This is a genomic window from Saccharothrix algeriensis (assembly GCF_016907655.1).
GTDB lineage: Bacteria > Actinomycetota > Actinomycetes > Mycobacteriales > Pseudonocardiaceae > Actinosynnema > Actinosynnema algeriense.
This window is the reverse complement of record NZ_JAFBCL010000001.1, coordinates 3,814,506-3,831,343: the sequence shown is the minus strand read 5'-3', so window position 1 is coordinate 3,831,343 and position 16,838 is coordinate 3,814,506. Positions and strand designations below refer to the sequence as shown.

General features: G+C 70.4%; 13 protein-coding genes and 1 tRNA gene. 5 read left to right on the top strand and 9 right to left on the bottom strand.

Annotated elements, in window-relative coordinates; translation table 11 throughout:
• Positions 1 to 19 precede the first annotated feature (19 nt).
• Positions 20 to 307: a TFIIB-type zinc ribbon-containing protein gene (locus JOE68_RS17585; RefSeq protein ID WP_204843418.1), complete on the top strand. Its 288-nt coding sequence runs from the start codon at positions 20 to 22 to the stop codon at positions 305 to 307.
• Between the two features lie 163 nt (positions 308 to 470).
• Positions 471 to 1,094 carry a hypothetical protein gene (locus tag JOE68_RS17580; RefSeq protein ID WP_204843417.1) on the top strand — a complete coding sequence of 208 codons (624 nt, stop codon included), beginning with the start codon at positions 471 to 473 and terminating at the stop codon, positions 1,092 to 1,094.
• A gap of 215 nt (positions 1,095 to 1,309) precedes the next feature.
• Here the strand turns inward: JOE68_RS17580 and JOE68_RS17575 are convergent, their stop codons facing one another.
• The 4 genes from JOE68_RS17575 to rplJ all read right to left on the bottom strand — a co-directional run bounded on the left by JOE68_RS17575 (position 1,310) and on the right by rplJ (position 10,621).
• Entirely contained in the window at positions 1,310 to 5,206 is a 3,897-nt protein-coding gene (locus JOE68_RS17575; protein WP_204843416.1) for a DNA-directed RNA polymerase subunit beta', read from the bottom strand.
• Between the two features lie 111 nt (positions 5,207 to 5,317).
• Positions 5,318 to 8,800 (bottom strand): DNA-directed RNA polymerase subunit beta, encoded by a 3,483-nt coding sequence (gene rpoB, locus JOE68_RS17570; protein WP_204843415.1) that lies wholly within the window; start codon positions 8,798 to 8,800, stop codon positions 5,318 to 5,320.
• A gap of 796 nt (positions 8,801 to 9,596) precedes the next feature.
• Positions 9,597 to 9,986 (bottom strand): 50S ribosomal protein L7/L12, encoded by a 390-nt coding sequence (gene rplL, locus JOE68_RS17565; protein WP_204843414.1) that lies wholly within the window; start codon positions 9,984 to 9,986, stop codon positions 9,597 to 9,599.
• A gap of 62 nt (positions 9,987 to 10,048) precedes the next feature.
• Positions 10,049 to 10,621: a 50S ribosomal protein L10 gene (rplJ, locus tag JOE68_RS17560; protein ID WP_204843413.1), complete on the bottom strand. Its 573-nt coding sequence runs from the start codon at positions 10,619 to 10,621 to the stop codon at positions 10,049 to 10,051.
• A gap of 259 nt (positions 10,622 to 10,880) precedes the next feature.
• On the opposite strand from rplJ, the gene JOE68_RS17555 reads away from it, so the two are divergent.
• A complete protein-coding gene (locus JOE68_RS17555; protein WP_204843412.1) occupies positions 10,881 to 11,654 on the top strand; it encodes a hypothetical protein in 774 nt (257 codons plus the stop codon).
• Positions 11,655 to 11,728: 74 nt separating this feature from the next.
• Here the strand turns inward: JOE68_RS17555 and rplA are convergent, their stop codons facing one another.
• The 5 genes from rplA to JOE68_RS17530 all read right to left on the bottom strand — a co-directional run bounded on the left by rplA (position 11,729) and on the right by JOE68_RS17530 (position 14,437).
• Complete coding sequence (gene rplA, locus JOE68_RS17550) at positions 11,729 to 12,445, bottom strand: 50S ribosomal protein L1 (protein ID WP_204843411.1); 717 nt, start codon at positions 12,443 to 12,445, stop codon at positions 11,729 to 11,731.
• Positions 12,446 to 12,510: 65 nt separating this feature from the next.
• Complete coding sequence (gene rplK / locus JOE68_RS17545) at positions 12,511 to 12,945, bottom strand: 50S ribosomal protein L11 (protein WP_204843410.1); 435 nt, start codon at positions 12,943 to 12,945, stop codon at positions 12,511 to 12,513.
• An 82-nt stretch (positions 12,946 to 13,027) separates the two neighbouring features.
• Positions 13,028 to 13,846 (bottom strand): transcription termination/antitermination protein NusG, encoded by an 819-nt coding sequence (gene nusG / locus JOE68_RS17540; protein WP_204843409.1) that lies wholly within the window; start codon positions 13,844 to 13,846, stop codon positions 13,028 to 13,030.
• 70 nt (positions 13,847 to 13,916) lie between these two features.
• Complete coding sequence (gene secE / locus JOE68_RS17535) at positions 13,917 to 14,333, bottom strand: preprotein translocase subunit SecE (RefSeq protein ID WP_204843408.1); 417 nt, start codon at positions 14,331 to 14,333, stop codon at positions 13,917 to 13,919.
• A gap of 31 nt (positions 14,334 to 14,364) precedes the next feature.
• Positions 14,365 to 14,437, bottom strand: a tRNA-Trp gene (locus JOE68_RS17530).
• A 188-nt stretch (positions 14,438 to 14,625) separates the two neighbouring features.
• On the opposite strand from JOE68_RS17530, the gene JOE68_RS17525 reads away from it, so the two are divergent.
• The gene (locus tag JOE68_RS17525) at positions 14,626 to 15,870 is read left to right on the top strand and encodes a pyridoxal phosphate-dependent aminotransferase (RefSeq protein ID WP_204843407.1); all 1,245 of its coding nucleotides are present in this window, start codon (positions 14,626 to 14,628) and stop codon (positions 15,868 to 15,870) included.
• Positions 15,871 to 16,079: 209 nt separating this feature from the next.
• Positions 16,080 to 16,691, top strand: coding sequence for an MmpS family transport accessory protein (locus JOE68_RS17520; protein WP_307819722.1), 612 nt, complete (start codon positions 16,080 to 16,082; stop codon positions 16,689 to 16,691).
• Positions 16,692 to 16,838: the final 147 nt, after the last annotated feature.

Below are 16,838 nucleotides of genomic sequence, written 5' to 3'. Positions count from 1 at the left end.
AGAGCAGGAGGCTCACACGATGCAGTGTCCCAAGTGTCATGCGAACATGCGCACCTTCGACCGCATGGGCGTGCACATCGAGCAGTGCGATGGCTGCCGCGGGGTCTTCCTCGACTACGGCGAGCTGGAGGCCATCACCCGGCTGGAGCAGCAGATGGCTCCGCCGCCCCCGCCGCCGCCCGTCGCGCCGGCGCCGGCCCAGGTGCACTACGTCCAGCCCGCTCCGCAGCCGGGCTGGGGCTACGGCGGCGGCCACTACGGGCACCGCAAGCACCGCGGCCTGGGTGGCCTGTTCTTCTCGTCGTGACCCGCGTCCCGGCGGACCCGCCACGCGGCGGGTCCGCCGGGACCCGGATTGCCACCACCGGTGACCGGTGGTGGCCCCGGGGGGCCGCCATGTCCGCCGCGACCGAGGCCGCGCCCCCGCCGAATCCCGCCGACCCCTGACCGATCGCCGGCAGGCTGGAGGCGTGCGGAAGATCACGAGGGTCGCGCTCTGGGTCGTCGTCGTGGTGGCGGTCGGCGTCCTGCTGGAACTGCCGTGGCACTGGGTGGCCCTGGCCGGGGGCCTGCCGGTGCTCAGCGGGTGGTTGAACGACCGGCTGCGGCGCTCCACGCCGATGGGGCGGGAGGAGGCGTTCTGGGTCCACGCCCTGCGGGACCTGGCCCGGCGCCACGGCTGGCGGCACTCGGTGTCGATGGACGGCTACCGGCTGACCGGTGAGCACCGCGGCGTGCCGTTCGAGCTGGAGAGCACCGTCGAGCGGGTGCACGAGGGCGGCTCCGGCGAGTTCGACCTGCGGACCACCGGCGTGCTCAGCGTGCCGCTGGAGACCCGCCTGCCCCCGGCCCGGCTGTCGCGCCGCGACGGCGAGGTGGCCGTCGAGGCCGCGGAGGACGTCGGGCGCGCCCTGCGGGAGAGCGGCTTCGACCGGTGGCTGCTGGAGCGCGGGCTGACGGTGCTCGACGTGCGGCCGGGGCGGCTCAGCGCGCCGCTGGGCGAGCAGTCCGCGCCCGGCGTGCTCGCCCAGCTGGAGTTCCTGGTGCTCGCCGCCGAGCACTTCCCGGCGAACCTGCGCGGCGACCGGTCCTGAGCCGGCGGCGGCGCGCACGGCCCTGTCGCCGCCCCGGGCGATCGGGTCACCTCGCGCCGGAGACGCGGGCTGAGCGCGGACATCACCGTCTTCAAAGGCCCCTGGAGCGCTCTCCGGGGGCCTTTTCGCACCCCGCACGGGCACGGGAACGCCGAACGGCCCCCGGAGCGGGAGGCTCCGGGGGCCGTTCGGGTCGTGCGGGGACTGCGGTCCGGTCAGCGGTAGTCGCGGCCGAAGTCGTAGTCGTCCAGCGGCACCGCGGCGCCGGTGCCCGTGCCGAAGACGTCCGGCGTGTAGTAGCCGTCGTCGTAGGACGGGATGGCGTAGGCCGCGGCCCGCGCCTCCTCGGTCGGCTGGACCTGGATGTTCCGGTACCGGTTGATGCCGGTGCCGGCCGGGATCAGCTTACCGATGATCACGTTCTCCTTGAGGCCGATGAGCTTGTCCGAGCGGCCGTTGATGGCCGCGTCGGTCAGGACCCTCGTCGTCTCCTGGAACGACGCCGCCGACAGCCACGAGTCGGTGGCCAGCGACGCCTTCGTGATGCCCATCAGCACCGGGCGGCCCGCCGCCGGCTCGCCGCCCTCGGCGACCACGGCGCGGTTGCCCGACTCGAACTCCGCGCGCTCGACCAGCGAGCCCGGCAGGAACTCGGTGGCGCCCGAGTCGATGATCGTCACCCGGCGCAGCATCTGCCGGACGATGACCTCGATGTGCTTGTCGTGGATCGCCACGCCCTGGGCCCGGTAGACCTTCTGGACCTCCTGGACCAGGTGCAGCTGGGCCTCGCGCGGACCCATGACGCGCAGCACCTCGTGCGGGTCGGGCGTGCCCTCCAGCAGCTGCTGGCCGACGTGCACGTGGTCGCCGTCCTGGAGCGGGCCGGTGGCGGTGTTGGCCAGCCGCTGGCGCTTCGACAGCTTCTCGAAGACGATCTCCTCGGACCCGTCGTCCGGGATGAGGGTGATCTTCCAGAAGCGGTCGCCGTCCTCGATGCGCACCCGGCCGTCGACGTCCGCGATGGGCGCCTTGCCCTTGGGCACGCGGGCCTCGAACAGCTCCTGCACGCGGGGCAGACCCGTCGTGATGTCGTCACCGGCGACACCACCCTGGTGGAAGGTGCGCATGGTCAGCTGCGTGCCGGGCTCACCGATCGACTGGGCGGCCACGATGCCGACCGCCTCGCCGACGTCGACCAGCTTGCCGGTCGCCATCGAGCGGCCGTAGCAGGACGCGCACACGCCGACCGCGGACTCGCAGGTCAGCACCGAGCGGACCTTGACGCGCGTGACGCCCGCCTCGACGAGCGTCGCCAGCGCCGGGTCGCCCAGGTCGTCGCCGCGGTTGAGCACCACGTTGCCGGCCGCGTCGGTGATGTCCTCGGCGATGGTCCGCGCGTACACGGAGGTCTGCGCGAACTCGTGCAGGCCCACCTTGTCGCCCAGCTTCTCGCCGACCGTCATGTTCACGCCGCGCGTGGTGCCGCAGTCGATCTCGCGGATGATGACGTCCTGCGAGACGTCCACCAGGCGACGGGTCAGGTAGCCCGAGTCGGCGGTGCGCAGCGCGGTGTCGGCCAGGCCCTTGCGGGCGCCGTGCGTGGCGATGAAGTACTCCAGCACCGACAGGCCCTCGCGGAACGAGTTCTTGATCGGCCGCGGGATGTACTCGCCCTTCGGGTTCGTCACCAGGCCGCGCATGCCGGCCAGCGAGCGGACCTGGGTCATGTTGCCCGCCGCCCCGGACTTCACGATCATGCGGATCGAGTTGTCCTCGGGGAAGTTGGCCTCCATGACCTCGGCCACCTCTTCGGTCGCCTTGGTCCACACCTTGACCAGCTCGTTGTTGCGCTCGGTGTAGGAGAGCTGACCGCGCTGGTAGCGCTTCTCCACCGCGTCGGCGAGCTTCTCGTGCTCGTCCAGGATGCCCTGCTTGGCCTCCGGCACGAGCACGTCGGAGATCGCGACCGTGACGCCCGACCGGGTGGCCCAGTAGAAGCCGGCGTCCTTCAGCTTGTCCAGCGTCCGGGCGACGGTGACCATCGGGTACCGCTCGGCGAGGTCGTTGATGACCGTGGCCTGCCGCTTCTTGGGCATGACCTCGTTGAGGAACGGGTAGTCCTGCGGCAGGACCTCGTTGAACAGCACGCGGCCCAGGGTGGTCTCGGCCAGCCACGGCTGACCGGGCTCCCAGCCCTCCGGCTCCTGGCCCTTCGGCGGGTTCTTGTCCGTGATCCGGATCTTCACCATCGCCTGCAGGCCCACGACCTTGCGGTCGAACGCCATCAGCGCCTCGGCGGGCGACGAGTACGCCAGGCCCTCACCGATGTCGCCCTCCTTGTGCCGGGTCAGGTGGTACAGGCCGGTCACCATGTCCAGGCGGGGCATGGCCAGCGGCTTGCCCGACGCGGGCGAGAGGATGTTGTTCGACGACAGCATCAGCACGCGCGCCTCGGCCTGCGCCTCGGCCGACAGCGGCAGGTGCACCGCCATCTGGTCACCGTCGAAGTCCGCGTTGAACGCCTCGCAGACCAGCGGGTGCAGCTGGATGGCCTTGCCCTCCACCAGCTGCGGCTCGAAAGCCTGGATGCCGAGGCGGTGCAGCGTGGGCGCGCGGTTGAGCAGCACCGGGTGCTCGGTGATGACCTCTTCCAGCACGTCCCACACGGCCGGGCGGGCGCGCTCGACCATGCGCTTGGCCGACTTGATGTTCTGCGCGTGGTTGAGGTCGACCAGCCGCTTCATGACGAACGGCTTGAACAGCTCCAGCGCCATCTGCTTGGGCAGGCCGCACTGGTGCAGCTTGAGCTGCGGGCCGACCACGATGACCGAGCGGCCCGAGTAGTCGACGCGCTTGCCGAGCAGGTTCTGCCGGAACCGGCCCTGCTTGCCCTTGAGCAGGTCGGACAGCGACTTGAGCGGCCGGTTGCCCGGCCCGGTCACCGGGCGACCGCGGCGGCCGTTGTCGAACAGCGCGTCGACGGCCTCCTGGAGCATCCGCTTCTCGTTGTTGACGATGATCTCGGGCGCGCCGAGGTCGATCAGCCGCTTGAGGCGGTTGTTCCGGTTGATGACCCGGCGGTACAGGTCGTTGAGGTCCGAGGTCGCGAAGCGGCCACCGTCGAGCTGCACCATCGGGCGCAGGTCCGGCGGGATGACCGGGACGCAGTCCAGGACCATGCCCTGCGGGTTGTTGCGGGTCGCCTGGAAGGCGGCCACGACCTTGAGCCGCTTGAGGGCGCGCAGCTTCTTCTGGCCCTTGCCGCTGCGGATGGTCTCCCGCAGCACCTCGGCCTCGGCGTCCACGTCGTAGTCGCCCAGCAGCTTCTGGATGGCCTCGGCGCCCATGGCGCCGGTGAAGTAGTCGCCGTAGCGGTCGTACAGCTCGCGGTAGAGCAGCTCGTCCGCGATCAGCTGGGCGCGCTCCAGCTTGGTGAAGGTCGACCAGATCTCGTCGAGCCGGTCCAGCTCGCGCTGGGCGCGGTCGCGGAGCTGGCGCATCTCGCGCTCGCCGCCCTCCTTGACCTTGCGGCGGACGTCGGACTTGGCGCCCTCCGCCTCCAGCTCGGCCAGGTCGGCTTCCAGCTTCTGGGCGCGCGCCTCCACGTCGGCGTCGCGCTTGTTCTCCACGCGCTTGCGCTCGACCTGCATCTCGTTCTCGAGCGTCGGCAGGTCGTTGTGGCGCAGCTCGGCGTTCACGCCCACGATCACGTAGGCCGCGAAGTAGATGATCTTCTCGAGATCCTTGGGCGCCAGGTCGAGCAGGTAGCCCAGGCGGCTGGGGACGCCCTTGAAGTACCAGATGTGCGTGACGGGCGCGGCCAGTTCGATGTGGCCCATCCGCTCGCGGCGCACCTTGGCGCGGGTCACCTCGACGCCGCAGCGCTCGCAGATGATGCCCTTGAAGCGGACGCGCTTGTACTTGCCGCAGTAGCACTCCCAGTCCCGGGTGGGACCGAAGATCTTCTCGCAGAACAAGCCGTCCTTCTCCGGCTTGAGCGTGCGGTAGTTGATGGTCTCGGGCTTCTTGACCTCGCCGAAGGACCACTGGCGGATGTCGTCCGCGGTCGCGAGACCGATGCGGAGCTCATCGAAGAAGTTGACGTCGAGCACGTCTACTCTCTTCCCCTTTTGGATCGGTTGCCCTGCGCGGGGCGGAGCTGAAGGAGCTGGTGGCGCCGGCGGGGGAGGCGCCCGCGGGCGCCTCCCCGTGACCGGCGGGGACTAGTTGACGACGTCGTCCACGGACGGCGACTCGGTCCTCGACAGGTTGATGCCGAGGTTCGCGGCCGCGCGCTCCAGGTCTTCGTCGTCGCCGTCGCGCATCTCGATCGCGGCGCCGTCCGAGGACAGCACCTCGACGTTGAGGCACAGCGACTGGAGCTCCTTGAGCAGCACCTTGAAGGACTCCGGGATGCCGGGCTCCGGGATGTTCTCGCCCTTGACGATGGCCTCGTAGACCTTCACCCGGCCGAGCACGTCGTCGGACTTGATGGTCAGCAGCTCCTGCAGCGTGTACGCCGCGCCGTAAGCCTGCATCGCCCAGCACTCCATCTCACCGAAGCGCTGACCACCGAACTGCGCCTTGCCACCCAGCGGCTGCTGCGTGATCATCGAGTACGGGCCGGTGGACCGGGCGTGGATCTTGTCGTCCACCAGGTGCAGCAGCTTCAGGATGTACATGTAGCCGACCGACACGGGGAACGGGTACGGCTCGCCGCTGCGCCCGTCGAACAGGCGCGCCTTGCCGTTCTCCTTGACCATCCGCTCGCCGTCGCGGTTCGGGACCGTCGAGCCGAGCAGGCCCGTGATCTCGTCCTCGCGCGCGCCGTCGAAGACCGGGGTGGCGGTCTTCGTGCCGGGCTCCACCTCGTACAGGTCGGCGGGCAGGTTCTTGGCCCAGTCCGGGTCGCCGTTGATGCTCCAGCCCTGCTTGGCGATCCACCCGAGGTGGGTCTCCAGCACCTGGCCGATGTTCATCCGGCGCGGCACGCCGTGCGTGTTCAGCACGATGTCCACCGGGGTGCCGTCCTCCAGGAACGGCATGTCCTCGACGGGGAGGATCTTGCCGATGACGCCCTTGTTGCCGTGGCGGCCGGCGAGCTTGTCGCCGTCCTGGATCTTGCGCTTCTGGGCCACGTAGACGCGGACCAGCTCGTTCACGCCGGGGGGCAGCTCGTCGTCGTCCTCGCGGCTGAACACGCGGATGCCGATGACCTTGCCGTACTCGCCGTGCGGCACCTTCAGCGACGTGTCGCGCACCTCGCGGGCCTTCTCGCCGAAGATCGCGCGCAGCAGGCGCTCCTCCGGGGTCAGCTCCGTCTCGCCCTTGGGCGTGACCTTGCCGACCAGGATGTCGCCCGGCTGGACCTCGGCGCCGATGCGGATGATGCCCCGCTCGTCGAGGTCGGCCAGGACCTCCTCGGAGACGTTCGGGATGTCCCGGGTGATCTCCTCGGCGCCCAGCTTGGTGTCCCGCGCGTCGATCTCGTGCTCCTCGATGTGGATCGAGGTCAGGACGTCGTCCTGCACGAGGCGCTGCGACAGGATGATCGCGTCCTCGTAGTTGTGGCCCTCCCACGGCATGATCGCGACGAGCAGGTTCTTGCCCAGCGCCATCTCGCCGTTCTCGGTGCACGGGCCGTCGGCCAGCACCTGGCCGTGCTGCACCCGGTCGCCCTCGTTCACGATGGGCTTCTGGTTGATGCAGGTGCCCTGGTTGGACCGGCGGAACTTGTGCAGGCCGTAGGTCTGCCGCGAGCCGTCGTCGGCCATGACCGTGACGTAGTCGGCGGAGATCTCCTCCACCACGCCGGTCTTCTTGGCCACCACGACGTCGCCCGCGTCGACCGCGGCGCGCAGCTCCATGCCCGTGCCGACCAGCGGGGACTCGCTGCGCAGCAGCGGCACCGCCTGGCGCTGCATGTTCGCGCCCATCAGCGCGCGGTTGGCGTCGTCGTGCTCCAGGAACGGGATCATCGCGGTCGCGGCGGACACCATCTGCCGCGGCGAGACGTCCATGTAGTCGACGTCGCGCGGGTCGATCTGCTCGACCTCGCCGCCCTTCTTGCGGACCAGGACGCGGTCCTCCAGGAAGTTGCCCTCGTCGTCGATCCGGGCGTTCGCCTGGGCCTTGACGTAGCGGTCCTCCTCGTCCGCGGTCAGGTAGTCGATCTGGTCGGTGACCCGGCCGTCGACGACCTTGCGGTACGGCGTCTCGATGAAGCCGAACGGGTTGACCCGCCCGTAGCTCGACAGCGAGCCGATCAGGCCGATGTTCGGGCCTTCCGGCGTCTCGATCGGGCACATGCGGCCGTAGTGCGACGGGTGGACGTCGCGGACCTCCATGCCGGCCCGCTCGCGGGACAGGCCGCCGGGGCCCAGCGCCGACAGGCGGCGCTTGTGGGTCAGGCCCGCGAGGGGGTTGGTCTGGTCCATGAACTGGGAGAGCTGGGACGTGCCGAAGAACTCCTTGATCGCCGCCACGACCGGGCGGATGTTGATCAGGGTCTGCGGCGTGATCGCCTCGACGTCCTGGGTGGTCATGCGCTCGCGCACGACGCGCTCCATGCGCGACAGGCCGACCCGGATCTGGTTCTGGATCAGCTCGCCGACGGTGCGCAGGCGGCGGTTGCCGAAGTGGTCGATGTCGTCGACCTCGACCGGCACCTCGGTCTCGCCCGGCTGCATCGTCGTCTCACCGGCGTGCAGGCGGACCAGGTACTCGATCGTCGTGACGATGTCGTCCTCGGTCAGCACGCCCGTGGTGATCGGGATGTCCAGGCCCAGCTTCTTGTTGACCTTGTAGCGGCCGACCTTGGCCAGGTCGTAGCGCTTGTCCTTGAAGAACAGGTTCTCCAGCAGCGCCTGCGCCGACTCCTTCGTCGGCGGCTCGCCCGGACGCAGCTTGCGGTAGATGTCGAGCAGCGCCTCGTCGGTACCCGCGGTGTGGTCCTTCTCCAGCGTCGTCAGCAGCGTCTCGGAGAACGAGAACCGCTCGCGGATCTGCTCGGTGGTCCAGCCCAGCGCCTTCAGCAGCACCGTCACCGGCTGGCGGCGCTTGCGGTCGATGCGGACGCCGACGGTGTCGCGCTTGTCGACGTCGAACTCCAGCCAGGCACCCCGGGACGGGATGATCTTGACGCTGAAGACGTCCTTGTCGGTCGTCTTGTCGATCGCCGTGTCGTAGTAGACACCCGGCGAGCGGACGAGCTGGGAGACCACGACCCGCTCGGTGCCGTTGATGATGAACGTGCCCTTGTCGGTCATCATCGGGAAGTCACCCATGAACACCGTCTGGCTCTTGATCTCGCCGGTGGTGTGGTTGGTGAACTCCGCCGTGACGAACAGCGGGGCCGCGTACGTCATGTCCTTGTCCTTGCACTCCTCGGTCGAGGCTTTGACCTCGTCGAAGCGCGGGTCGGAGAAGGACAGCGACATCGAGCCGGAGAAGTCCTCGATCGGCGAGATCTCGTTCAAGACCTCTTCGAGGCCGCCCGTCGGCGCCTCGTCGCCCTCGTCGACGCGGCGCTGGAACCACGCCTCGTCACCGGTGAGCCACTCGAAGGACTGGATTTGCAGATCGAGCAGGTTGGGCGTCTGAAGCGGCTCGTGGATCTTCGCGAAAGAGACTCGCTTCGGCGCTCCGGGAATCCCCGACGTGGAGTTGGTCGCAGCAGTGGCCTTGGTCGCGCGAGAGATCGCCAAGATGCGTCCTTCCAGGGACAGGTAGCTGGCTAGCAGCGCACTAGCACGGCTGTCAAGGGTGCGGCGATGCCCGGCAATCCAGCTCTCGGCGAAGGGCAAACGGAAAGAGGGCAGCGCAAAGGGGCAGTCTAGCCACGCGCATGCCAACTGTCGAGAGGCACCTAAGAGGACCTTTCTCGTCGTCACCGACAGAGTGACCCCGCCGACGCCCACAGTCAAGATGCCACGCGGCGATCACCCCTGTGGCGCAAGCCGAGTTCACTCGCCGTTACCGCGTTGACCTGCGAAATTACACAGTTGTGGGGCCGACGTGAACTGATCGCGGGTGTTCGCTCCCGAAGGGTCGGCCCACCGGTTCCCCTCCGTCACAGCGCCAAAAATGTGACCTAAATCACTGCCAGCCCGGTTGTCCGCAGGCCGCCGGACCTGTCCGGGACCGGGCGGTCCGCCCCCGGACGGGCGGGTCCCGCCCGCACCCGGGCAGGCGCGCGCCCGGGCGCCCTCCCCCGCTCGCCGATCGCCGGCACCCGGGTACCCCGGAACGGGGCCGGTCGCACCTCGCGAACCCGGCCGAGCCCCGGAAGGTCTCCGGCAGCTCCCGGAGGCTGCCCGGCGCCGATCCGACCGACCGCGGTCGCGAGGCCGTTGAACGCCCCCTGCACGTCGTGCGGCACAGCGTGCGCGCGGGGCCGGGCACGACCGGTTCCGCGCCGGAAGGGCACCCCAGGGGCGTCACGCGCAAGAGGGCGGGCACCCCCGTGGGGTGCCCGCCCTCTCGCGTGCGTGAAGAGCTAGCTCACTTGAGCGAGATCTTGGCGCCGGCCGCTTCCAGCTTCTCCTTGGCGGCGTCGGCGACGTCCTTCGCGACGTTCTCCAGCAGCGGCTTCGGAGCGGACTCGACCAGCTCCTTGGCCTCCTTCAGGCCCAGGCCCGAGACGACCTCGCGGACGACCTTGATGACCTGGATCTTCTTGTCGCCGGCGCCCTCGAGGACGACGGTGAACTCGTCCTTCTCCTCCTCGGCGGGGGCGGCCGCGCCACCACCGGCGGGAGCGGCGGCCACGGCGACCGGCGCCGCGGCGGTGACCTCGAAGGTCTCCTCGAACTGCTTCACGAAACCCGCCAGCTCGAGGAGGGTCATCTCCTTGAACGCGTCGAGCAGCTCGTCGGTGCTGAGCTTCGCCATGATCGGCGGTCCTTTCTGTCAACGCCCGAACTGCGGTCGGGACGCGGGAGTGTGTCGGGTGGTCAGCTCTCGGCGGGAGCGTCGGCCTCGGCGGGGGCCTCGGCCTCGGCGGCGGGAGCGTCCGCCGCCTTCTTCTCCTGCAGGGCAGCGGCCAGGCGGGCGACCTGGGAAGCCGGGGCGTTGAACAGACCCGCGGCCTTGGCCAGGTTGCCCTTCATCGCGCCCGCCAGCTTGGCGAGCAGCACCTCGCGGCTCTCGAGGTCCGCGATGCGGGTGACCTCGTCGACCGAGAGGGGGCGGCCGTCCATGAAGCCGCCCTTGATGACCAGGGCCTTGTTGTCCTTCGCGAAGTCGCGCAGCGCCTTGGCCGCGTCGACCGGCTCGCCTTCGACGAAGGCGATGGCGGTCGGGCCGACGAGCAGGTCTTCCAGACCCTCGACCCCGGCGTCCTGGGCGGCCAGCTTGACGAGCGTGTTCTTCGCGACGGTGTACGTGGTGCCCGCGCCGAGAGCGCGACGCAGCGTGGTGAGCTGCGCCATGGAGAGGCCGCGGTACTCGGTCACGACAGCGGCCGAGCTACCGCGGAACTTGTCCGTCAGCTCGGCGACGGCCGAAACCTTGCTGGGCTTCGCCATGATCGCCTCCTCTCTGGGCTGTGGGATGACCACCGGCCGGCGCGGAGGGAGGGCACGAAAAACGCCCCGGCGCAGCAGCAGCACGGGGCGGACGGGCGCTCGCGCGCCCACAGACCTCGTCCTCCTGCGCGGGCCGTTCGCGGTGCGAACCCTTCGTCCCCGCGCCTTGGGGGCGCGGGAAGACCAGCGGTCTTCGGTGGAACCGCCGACCAGAGTACGGGACGTGTCCCGGCGGCTCCAAATCGGCATGATGTGTCCCGTGACCGAAGAGCCACCGAGGAACCCGCCGCCGCCCCCGGACATCGACCCGGAACAGCTCCGGCAGTTCCAGGAGTTCCAGCGGTTCCAGGAGTTCCAGCGCTTCCGGCAGGCCGGTGGCGGGGCGCTGCCGCCGGGTCCGCCCACCGCGGCGCTGCCGCCGGGTCCCTCCGCCCCCTCCGCCGCGCCGCCGCCCGCCGCTCCGCCGCCGCCGGCCGCGCCCGCCCGCAAGCCGCTGTGGAAGGTCCTGCTGGGCAGCAAGCTCTTCCGCCGCCTGGTCTACCTCGTCGTCGTCCTGCTCGTCGTGTCGCACTTCTACGAGAAGTACTTCGGCGGCGACGACCCGGGCGACGTGGCCGTGGACAGCGGCGGCGACAAGGGCAACGTGATCGCGCCGCAGACCCCGTACGGGCTCCAGGGCACGGTCGCGCTGTTCTACAAGCACGTCATCAACGACGACGCCGGCCGCGCGTGCCTGCTGTTCAGCGAGGACGAGGCCGAGGAAGCCTTCGCGCGGGCCTTCGGGGCGAAGGACTGCGAGTCGGCCGTCCACCAGCTCTCGGGCCAGGTCACCAACAGCGCGGAGTACCGCCAACCCGGCTTCCCGCCCGACATGCGGGCCGTGCCGAACGGCGGCTCCGTGGAGGTCAGCTCCTGCGCGCTCCAGGTCACCGGCGGCCCCCGCCTCGGCCGCTTCGTGCTGACCATGCAGGACAACCGGACCTGGGTGATCACCGGCTACCGGGCGGAGCCCTCGGACTGCCCGGCCGGCTGAGCGCGCCGACGGCGAAGGGCCCCCGGCGCGAACGCCGGGGGCCCTGTCAGCAGTCGATCGGCTCGCGCCCGCGGTCAGACCGCGGCTTCGTCGCTGAGCAGGTTGCGGGTCCGGTTCGGGTCGACCGGGATGCCGGGGCCCATCGTCGTGGAGACGGTGACCTTCTTCAGGTACCGGCCCTTCGCGGCCGACGGCTTGGCCCGCAGGATCTCGTCCAGCGCGGCGGCGTAGTTCTCGACCAGCTTCTCCGGGTCGAACGACACCTTGCCGATGACGAGGTGCAGGTTGGCCTGCTTGTCGACGCGGAAGTTGATCTTACCGCCCTTGATGTCCGAGACGGCCTTGGTGACGTCGGGCGTCACGGTGCCGGTCTTCGGGTTCGGCATCAGGCCGCGCGGACCGAGGATGCGGGCGATGCGGCCGACCTTCGCCATCTGGTCGGGCGTGGCGATCGCGGCGTCGAAGTCGAGCCAGCCACCCTGGATGCGCTCGATCAGGTCCTCGGAGCCGACCGCGTCCGCGCCGGCGGCCTCGGCCTCGGCGGCCTTGTCACCGGTCGCGAAGACGATCACGCGGGCGGTCTTGCCCGTACCGTGCGGCAGGTTCACGGTGCCGCGGACCATCTGGTCGGCCTTGCGGGGGTCGACGCCGAGCCGGATGGCGACCTCGACGGTCGCGTCCAGCTTGACCTTGGACGTCTCCTTGGCGAGCTTGGCGGCCTCCAGCGGCGAGTACAGCCGCTCCCGGTCCACCAGCTCGGCAGCGTTCTGGTATGCCTTGCTGCGCTTCATCTTCTGTCCTTAACCAACAGTTGTGGTGACGAGCCAGCGCTCGGCTCTCCCACGAGTTCGGGAAATCAGCCTTCGACCGTGATGCCCATGGAGCGGGCGGTGCCGGCGATGATCCTCGCGGCCTGGTCCACGTCGTTGGCGTTGAGGTCGACCATCTTGGTCTGCGCGATCTCGCGCACCTGGTCCATGGTCACCTTGGCGACCTTGGTGCGGTGCGGCTCGCCGGAGCCCTTCTCCACGCCCGCGGCCTTGAGCAGCAGCTTCGCCGCCGGCGGCGTCTTGAGCTTGAAGTCGAACGAGCGGTCCTCGTACACGGAGATCTCGACGGGCACCACGGTGCCGCGCTGCGACTCGGTCGCGGCGTTGTACGCCTTGCAGAACTCCATGATGTTGACGCCGTGCTGACCCAGCGCGGGGCCGACGGGCGGCGCGGGGTTCGCGGCCCCGGCCTTGATCTGCAGCTTGATGATCGCTGCGAGCTTCTTCTTCTTGGGTGGCATCTCAGTGCTTCCTGTTATTGCGGTGTCCGCGCGCGGCCCTGCCAGCCGCAGCGTGGCTGCCGGCCTCCCCGGGGGAGACCGATCAGATCTTGGAGACCTGGCTGAACGACAGCTCGACCGGAGTCTCGCGGCCGAAGATCGACACCAGGACCTTCAGCTTCTGGCCGTCCGCGTTGACCTCGCTGATCGTCGCGGGCAGCGTGGCGAACGGGCCGTCCATGACGGTGACCGACTCGCCGACCTCGAAGTCGACCTCGACCGTCGTCTTCGCCGGCGCCGCGGCGGCCTTCTTGCCCGCGGCGGGCTTCTCCCGCTCGACCTGGGGCAGCAGGAACTTCAGCACCTCGTCGAGGGTCAGCGGCGACGGCTTCGACGTCGCGCCGACGAAACCGGTCACGCCCGGCGTGTTGCGCACCGCGCTCCACGAGGCGTCGTTCAGCTCCATGCGGACCAGGATGTAGCCGGGCAGCACCTTGCGCTGCACCTGCTTGCGCTGGCCGTTCTTGATCTCGGTGACTTCCTCGGTCGGCACCTCGACCTGGAAGATGTAGTCCTCCATGTCGAGCGTCTGGATGCGCGTCTCGAGGTTGGTCTTGACCTTGTTCTCGTAGCCCGCGTACGAGTGCACGACGTACCAGTCGCCGGGCGCGTGCCGGAGGGCCTCGCGCATCTCGGCGGCCGGGTCGGCGGGCTCGGCGTCGATCGGGGTCTCGTCGACCGCGACCTCGGCCTCGGCGGTGTCGTCGCCCTCGGCGCCCTCGCCGGGCTCGACGGCGGTGGCGGGCTCCGCGGTGTCCTCCGTCGCCTCGTCCTGCTCGACGTCCTCGGCGCCACCGTCGAGGTCCTGCCCGTCGGTCAGGTCGGTCAGCTCCTGGGCGTCAACGCCGTTGTCGGAGGTCACTGTGGGTCTCGCTTCCTCTCATGCATCACGTGCTCCGGCCGCGCCCGGGGGCGGCGGCGGGTGTTCGACTCTAGGCGAACACCTTGAACACGCCCCAGGCGAAGGCCGAATCCAGGCCGAACACCAAGGCCACCATGAAGGCCACGAAGACCAACACGACCGAGGTGTAGGTGATCATCTGCTTGCGGGTCGGCCAGATGACCTTCCGCAGCTCGCTGACCACCTCACGGATGTAGCGGGCGATCCGGGCGAAGATGCCCGGCCGCTTCTCCTGGTCGCCCCTGGCGCGCGTGGGACGACCCTTCTTGCCCTCCGCGGCGTCGGAGTCGGCCTCGGCCGACTTCTTCACCTCGGCGGGACGTGCGGCGGAGTCCTTGCGACCCGCCGGGCGCGCGGAACCGCGGCGCTCGCGGCGTGCAGCGGCGGTGACCGGCCGGGTCGCGCTCTCGCGCTCGTCCGGCTGGTCCTGCTCGCGGCCCTCGCTCATGCCGTCCTCCGCTCACCATCGCGCTTCGACGCAGGGGCGACAGGACTTGAACCTGCAACCTGCGGTTTTGGAGACCGCTGCTCTGCCAGTTGAGCTACACCCCTTTGGGACCCCCGCGGTGGGGGACCCCTGGCTGAGGACGTCTGGCACCCTCCTCACGTGGCCCGTGAGGCAGCGGCGGGACGTTCCCGGAAACGAAGCATACGGCACGGAGTGCCCGTCCTTCCAACTGGCCCGGTCAGAGGGGGTGCCGACACCGATCCCGGTTGTGCGATCTGCCACGATTGGGGCCATGGCCTCACCTGAGACGACCCCCGCCACCGCCACCTCCGACCGTCCCCGCGTCTCGAAGCGGATCGGCGACATCGCCGAGTCCGCCACCCTCGCGGTGGACGCGAAGGCGAAGGCGCTGAAGGCGGCCGGGCGGCCGGTGATCGGCTTCGGTGCGGGCGAACCCGACTTCCCCACCCCGGACGCCATCGTCGCCGCTGCTCAGGCCGCGTGCGCCGAGCCGCGCAACCACCGCTACACCCCCGCCGCCGGCCTGCCCGAGCTGCGGGAAGCCGTAGCCGCGAAGACGCTGCGCGACTCCGGGTACGCCGTGACCGCCGCGCAGGTGCTGATCACCAACGGCGGCAAGCAGGCGGTCTACCAGGCGTTCGCGACGCTGCTCGACCCCGGCGACGAGGTGCTGCTGCCCGCGCCGTACTGGACCACCTACCCCGAGGCCATCACCCTCGCCGGCGGCGTCCCGGTGCAGGTCACGGCGGACGAGTCGGCCGACTACCTGGTCACCGTGGCGCAGCTGGAGGCGGCCCGGACCCCGCGGACCAAGGTCCTGCTGCTGTGCTCGCCGTCCAACCCGACCGGCGCGGTGTACTCCCGCGAGCAGGTCGCCGCGATCGGCGAGTGGGCCCTGGAGCACGGCCTGTGGGTCGTCACCGACGAGATCTACGAGCACCTGGTCTACGACGGCGCCGAGTCGGCCTCGCTGCCGGTCGTGGTGCCGGCGATGGCCGACCGCACGGTCGTGCTCAACGGCGTGGCCAAGACCTACGCGATGACCGGCTGGCGGGTGGGCTGGCTGATCGGCCCGACCGACGTCGTGAAGGCCGCCGCCAACCTGCAGTCGCACCTGACCTCGAACGTGGCCAACGTGTCCCAGCGCGCGGCGCTGGAGGCCGTGTCCGGCCCGCTGGACGCCGCGCACGCGATGCGGGAGGCGTTCGACCGCCGCCGGCGCGCGATCGTGGACCTGCTCTCGGGCATCCCCGGCGTGCAGTGCCCGACGCCCAAGGGCGCGTTCTACGTGTACCCGTCGGTGAAGGCGCTGATCGGCAAGTCGCTGCGCGGCACGACGATCACCGACACCGTGCAGCTGGCCGCGCTGATCCTGGAGCACGCCGAGGTCGCGGTCGTGCCGGGCGAAGCCTTCGGCACGCCGGGCTACCTGCGGCTGTCCTACGCACTGGGCGACGACGACCTGAAGACCGGCGTCACGCGCATGGCGGAGCTGCTGGGCGAGGTCGAGCTGTGAGGTCCGGGCCCTCCCCGGCGGGGTGAGGGCCGGGAGGCGGAACCGCGGAAGGCGCCCCTCGTGGGCGCCTTCCGGCGTTCCGGGGCCGTGGTTCGGACACAGTCCGGTGACGACCGGTAACCGGTGGGCGGCGCCGCTCGATGGTCCGGTCACCCGGCTCGCCGAGCCGCACCCCCCGAGGAGACCACATGGCCTTACCCCAGCCGCCCGTGACCCGTCCCCAGCACGCCGCGCCGCCGCCACCGCGCAACGGGCTCGGCGTCGCCGGCTTCGTGCTCGGCCTCCTGGGCCTGCTGTTCAGCTTCCTCCCGGTGATCGGCCTGGTGGCGTGGCCGCTGGTCGTCCTCGGCCTCGTCCTCGGCGCCCTGGGCGTCGCGCGCGCCCGTCGCGGCCGGGCCGCGAACAAGGGCCTGGCCGTCGCCGGCGTGGTCCTGTCGGCCGCCGGGCTGGTCGTCTGCGTGCTGTGGCTGGTGTTCTTCGGCAGGGCCGCGAGCGAGGCCGCGGAGACCCTGGACGACCTGGAGCGCGCGGCGCACAAGGAGTCCCGGGTCGTCTACGAGGTCACCGGTGACTCCCCCCGGACGACCATCACCCACACGACCTACAGCGACGGCGGCAGCGCGACCGACCAGGAGGAGGCGGCGGAGCTGCCCTGGACCAGGGAGCTGACCGTGAAGGGCTTCCTCAGCGGTGGCACCGTGACCGCGCTGGCCGGCGCCGAGGGCGGCACCGTGACGTGCCGGATCACCGTCGACGGCGTCGAGAAGAAGACCGCGACCGCCACCGGGCCGTCCGCCCTGGCGACCTGCTCCATGTACTGAGCCCGGCGCGACCCGGGCGGCACTCCGCGCCGCCCGGGCGGCCCGCTGTCGCGCTGCGTCGCTCGGACGGGTGAGTTCTGTAACCGTCGGTGGGAATACTCCGATGAACTGTTCGGACCAGTGGACATTCACCCGAGGAGCGCAGTC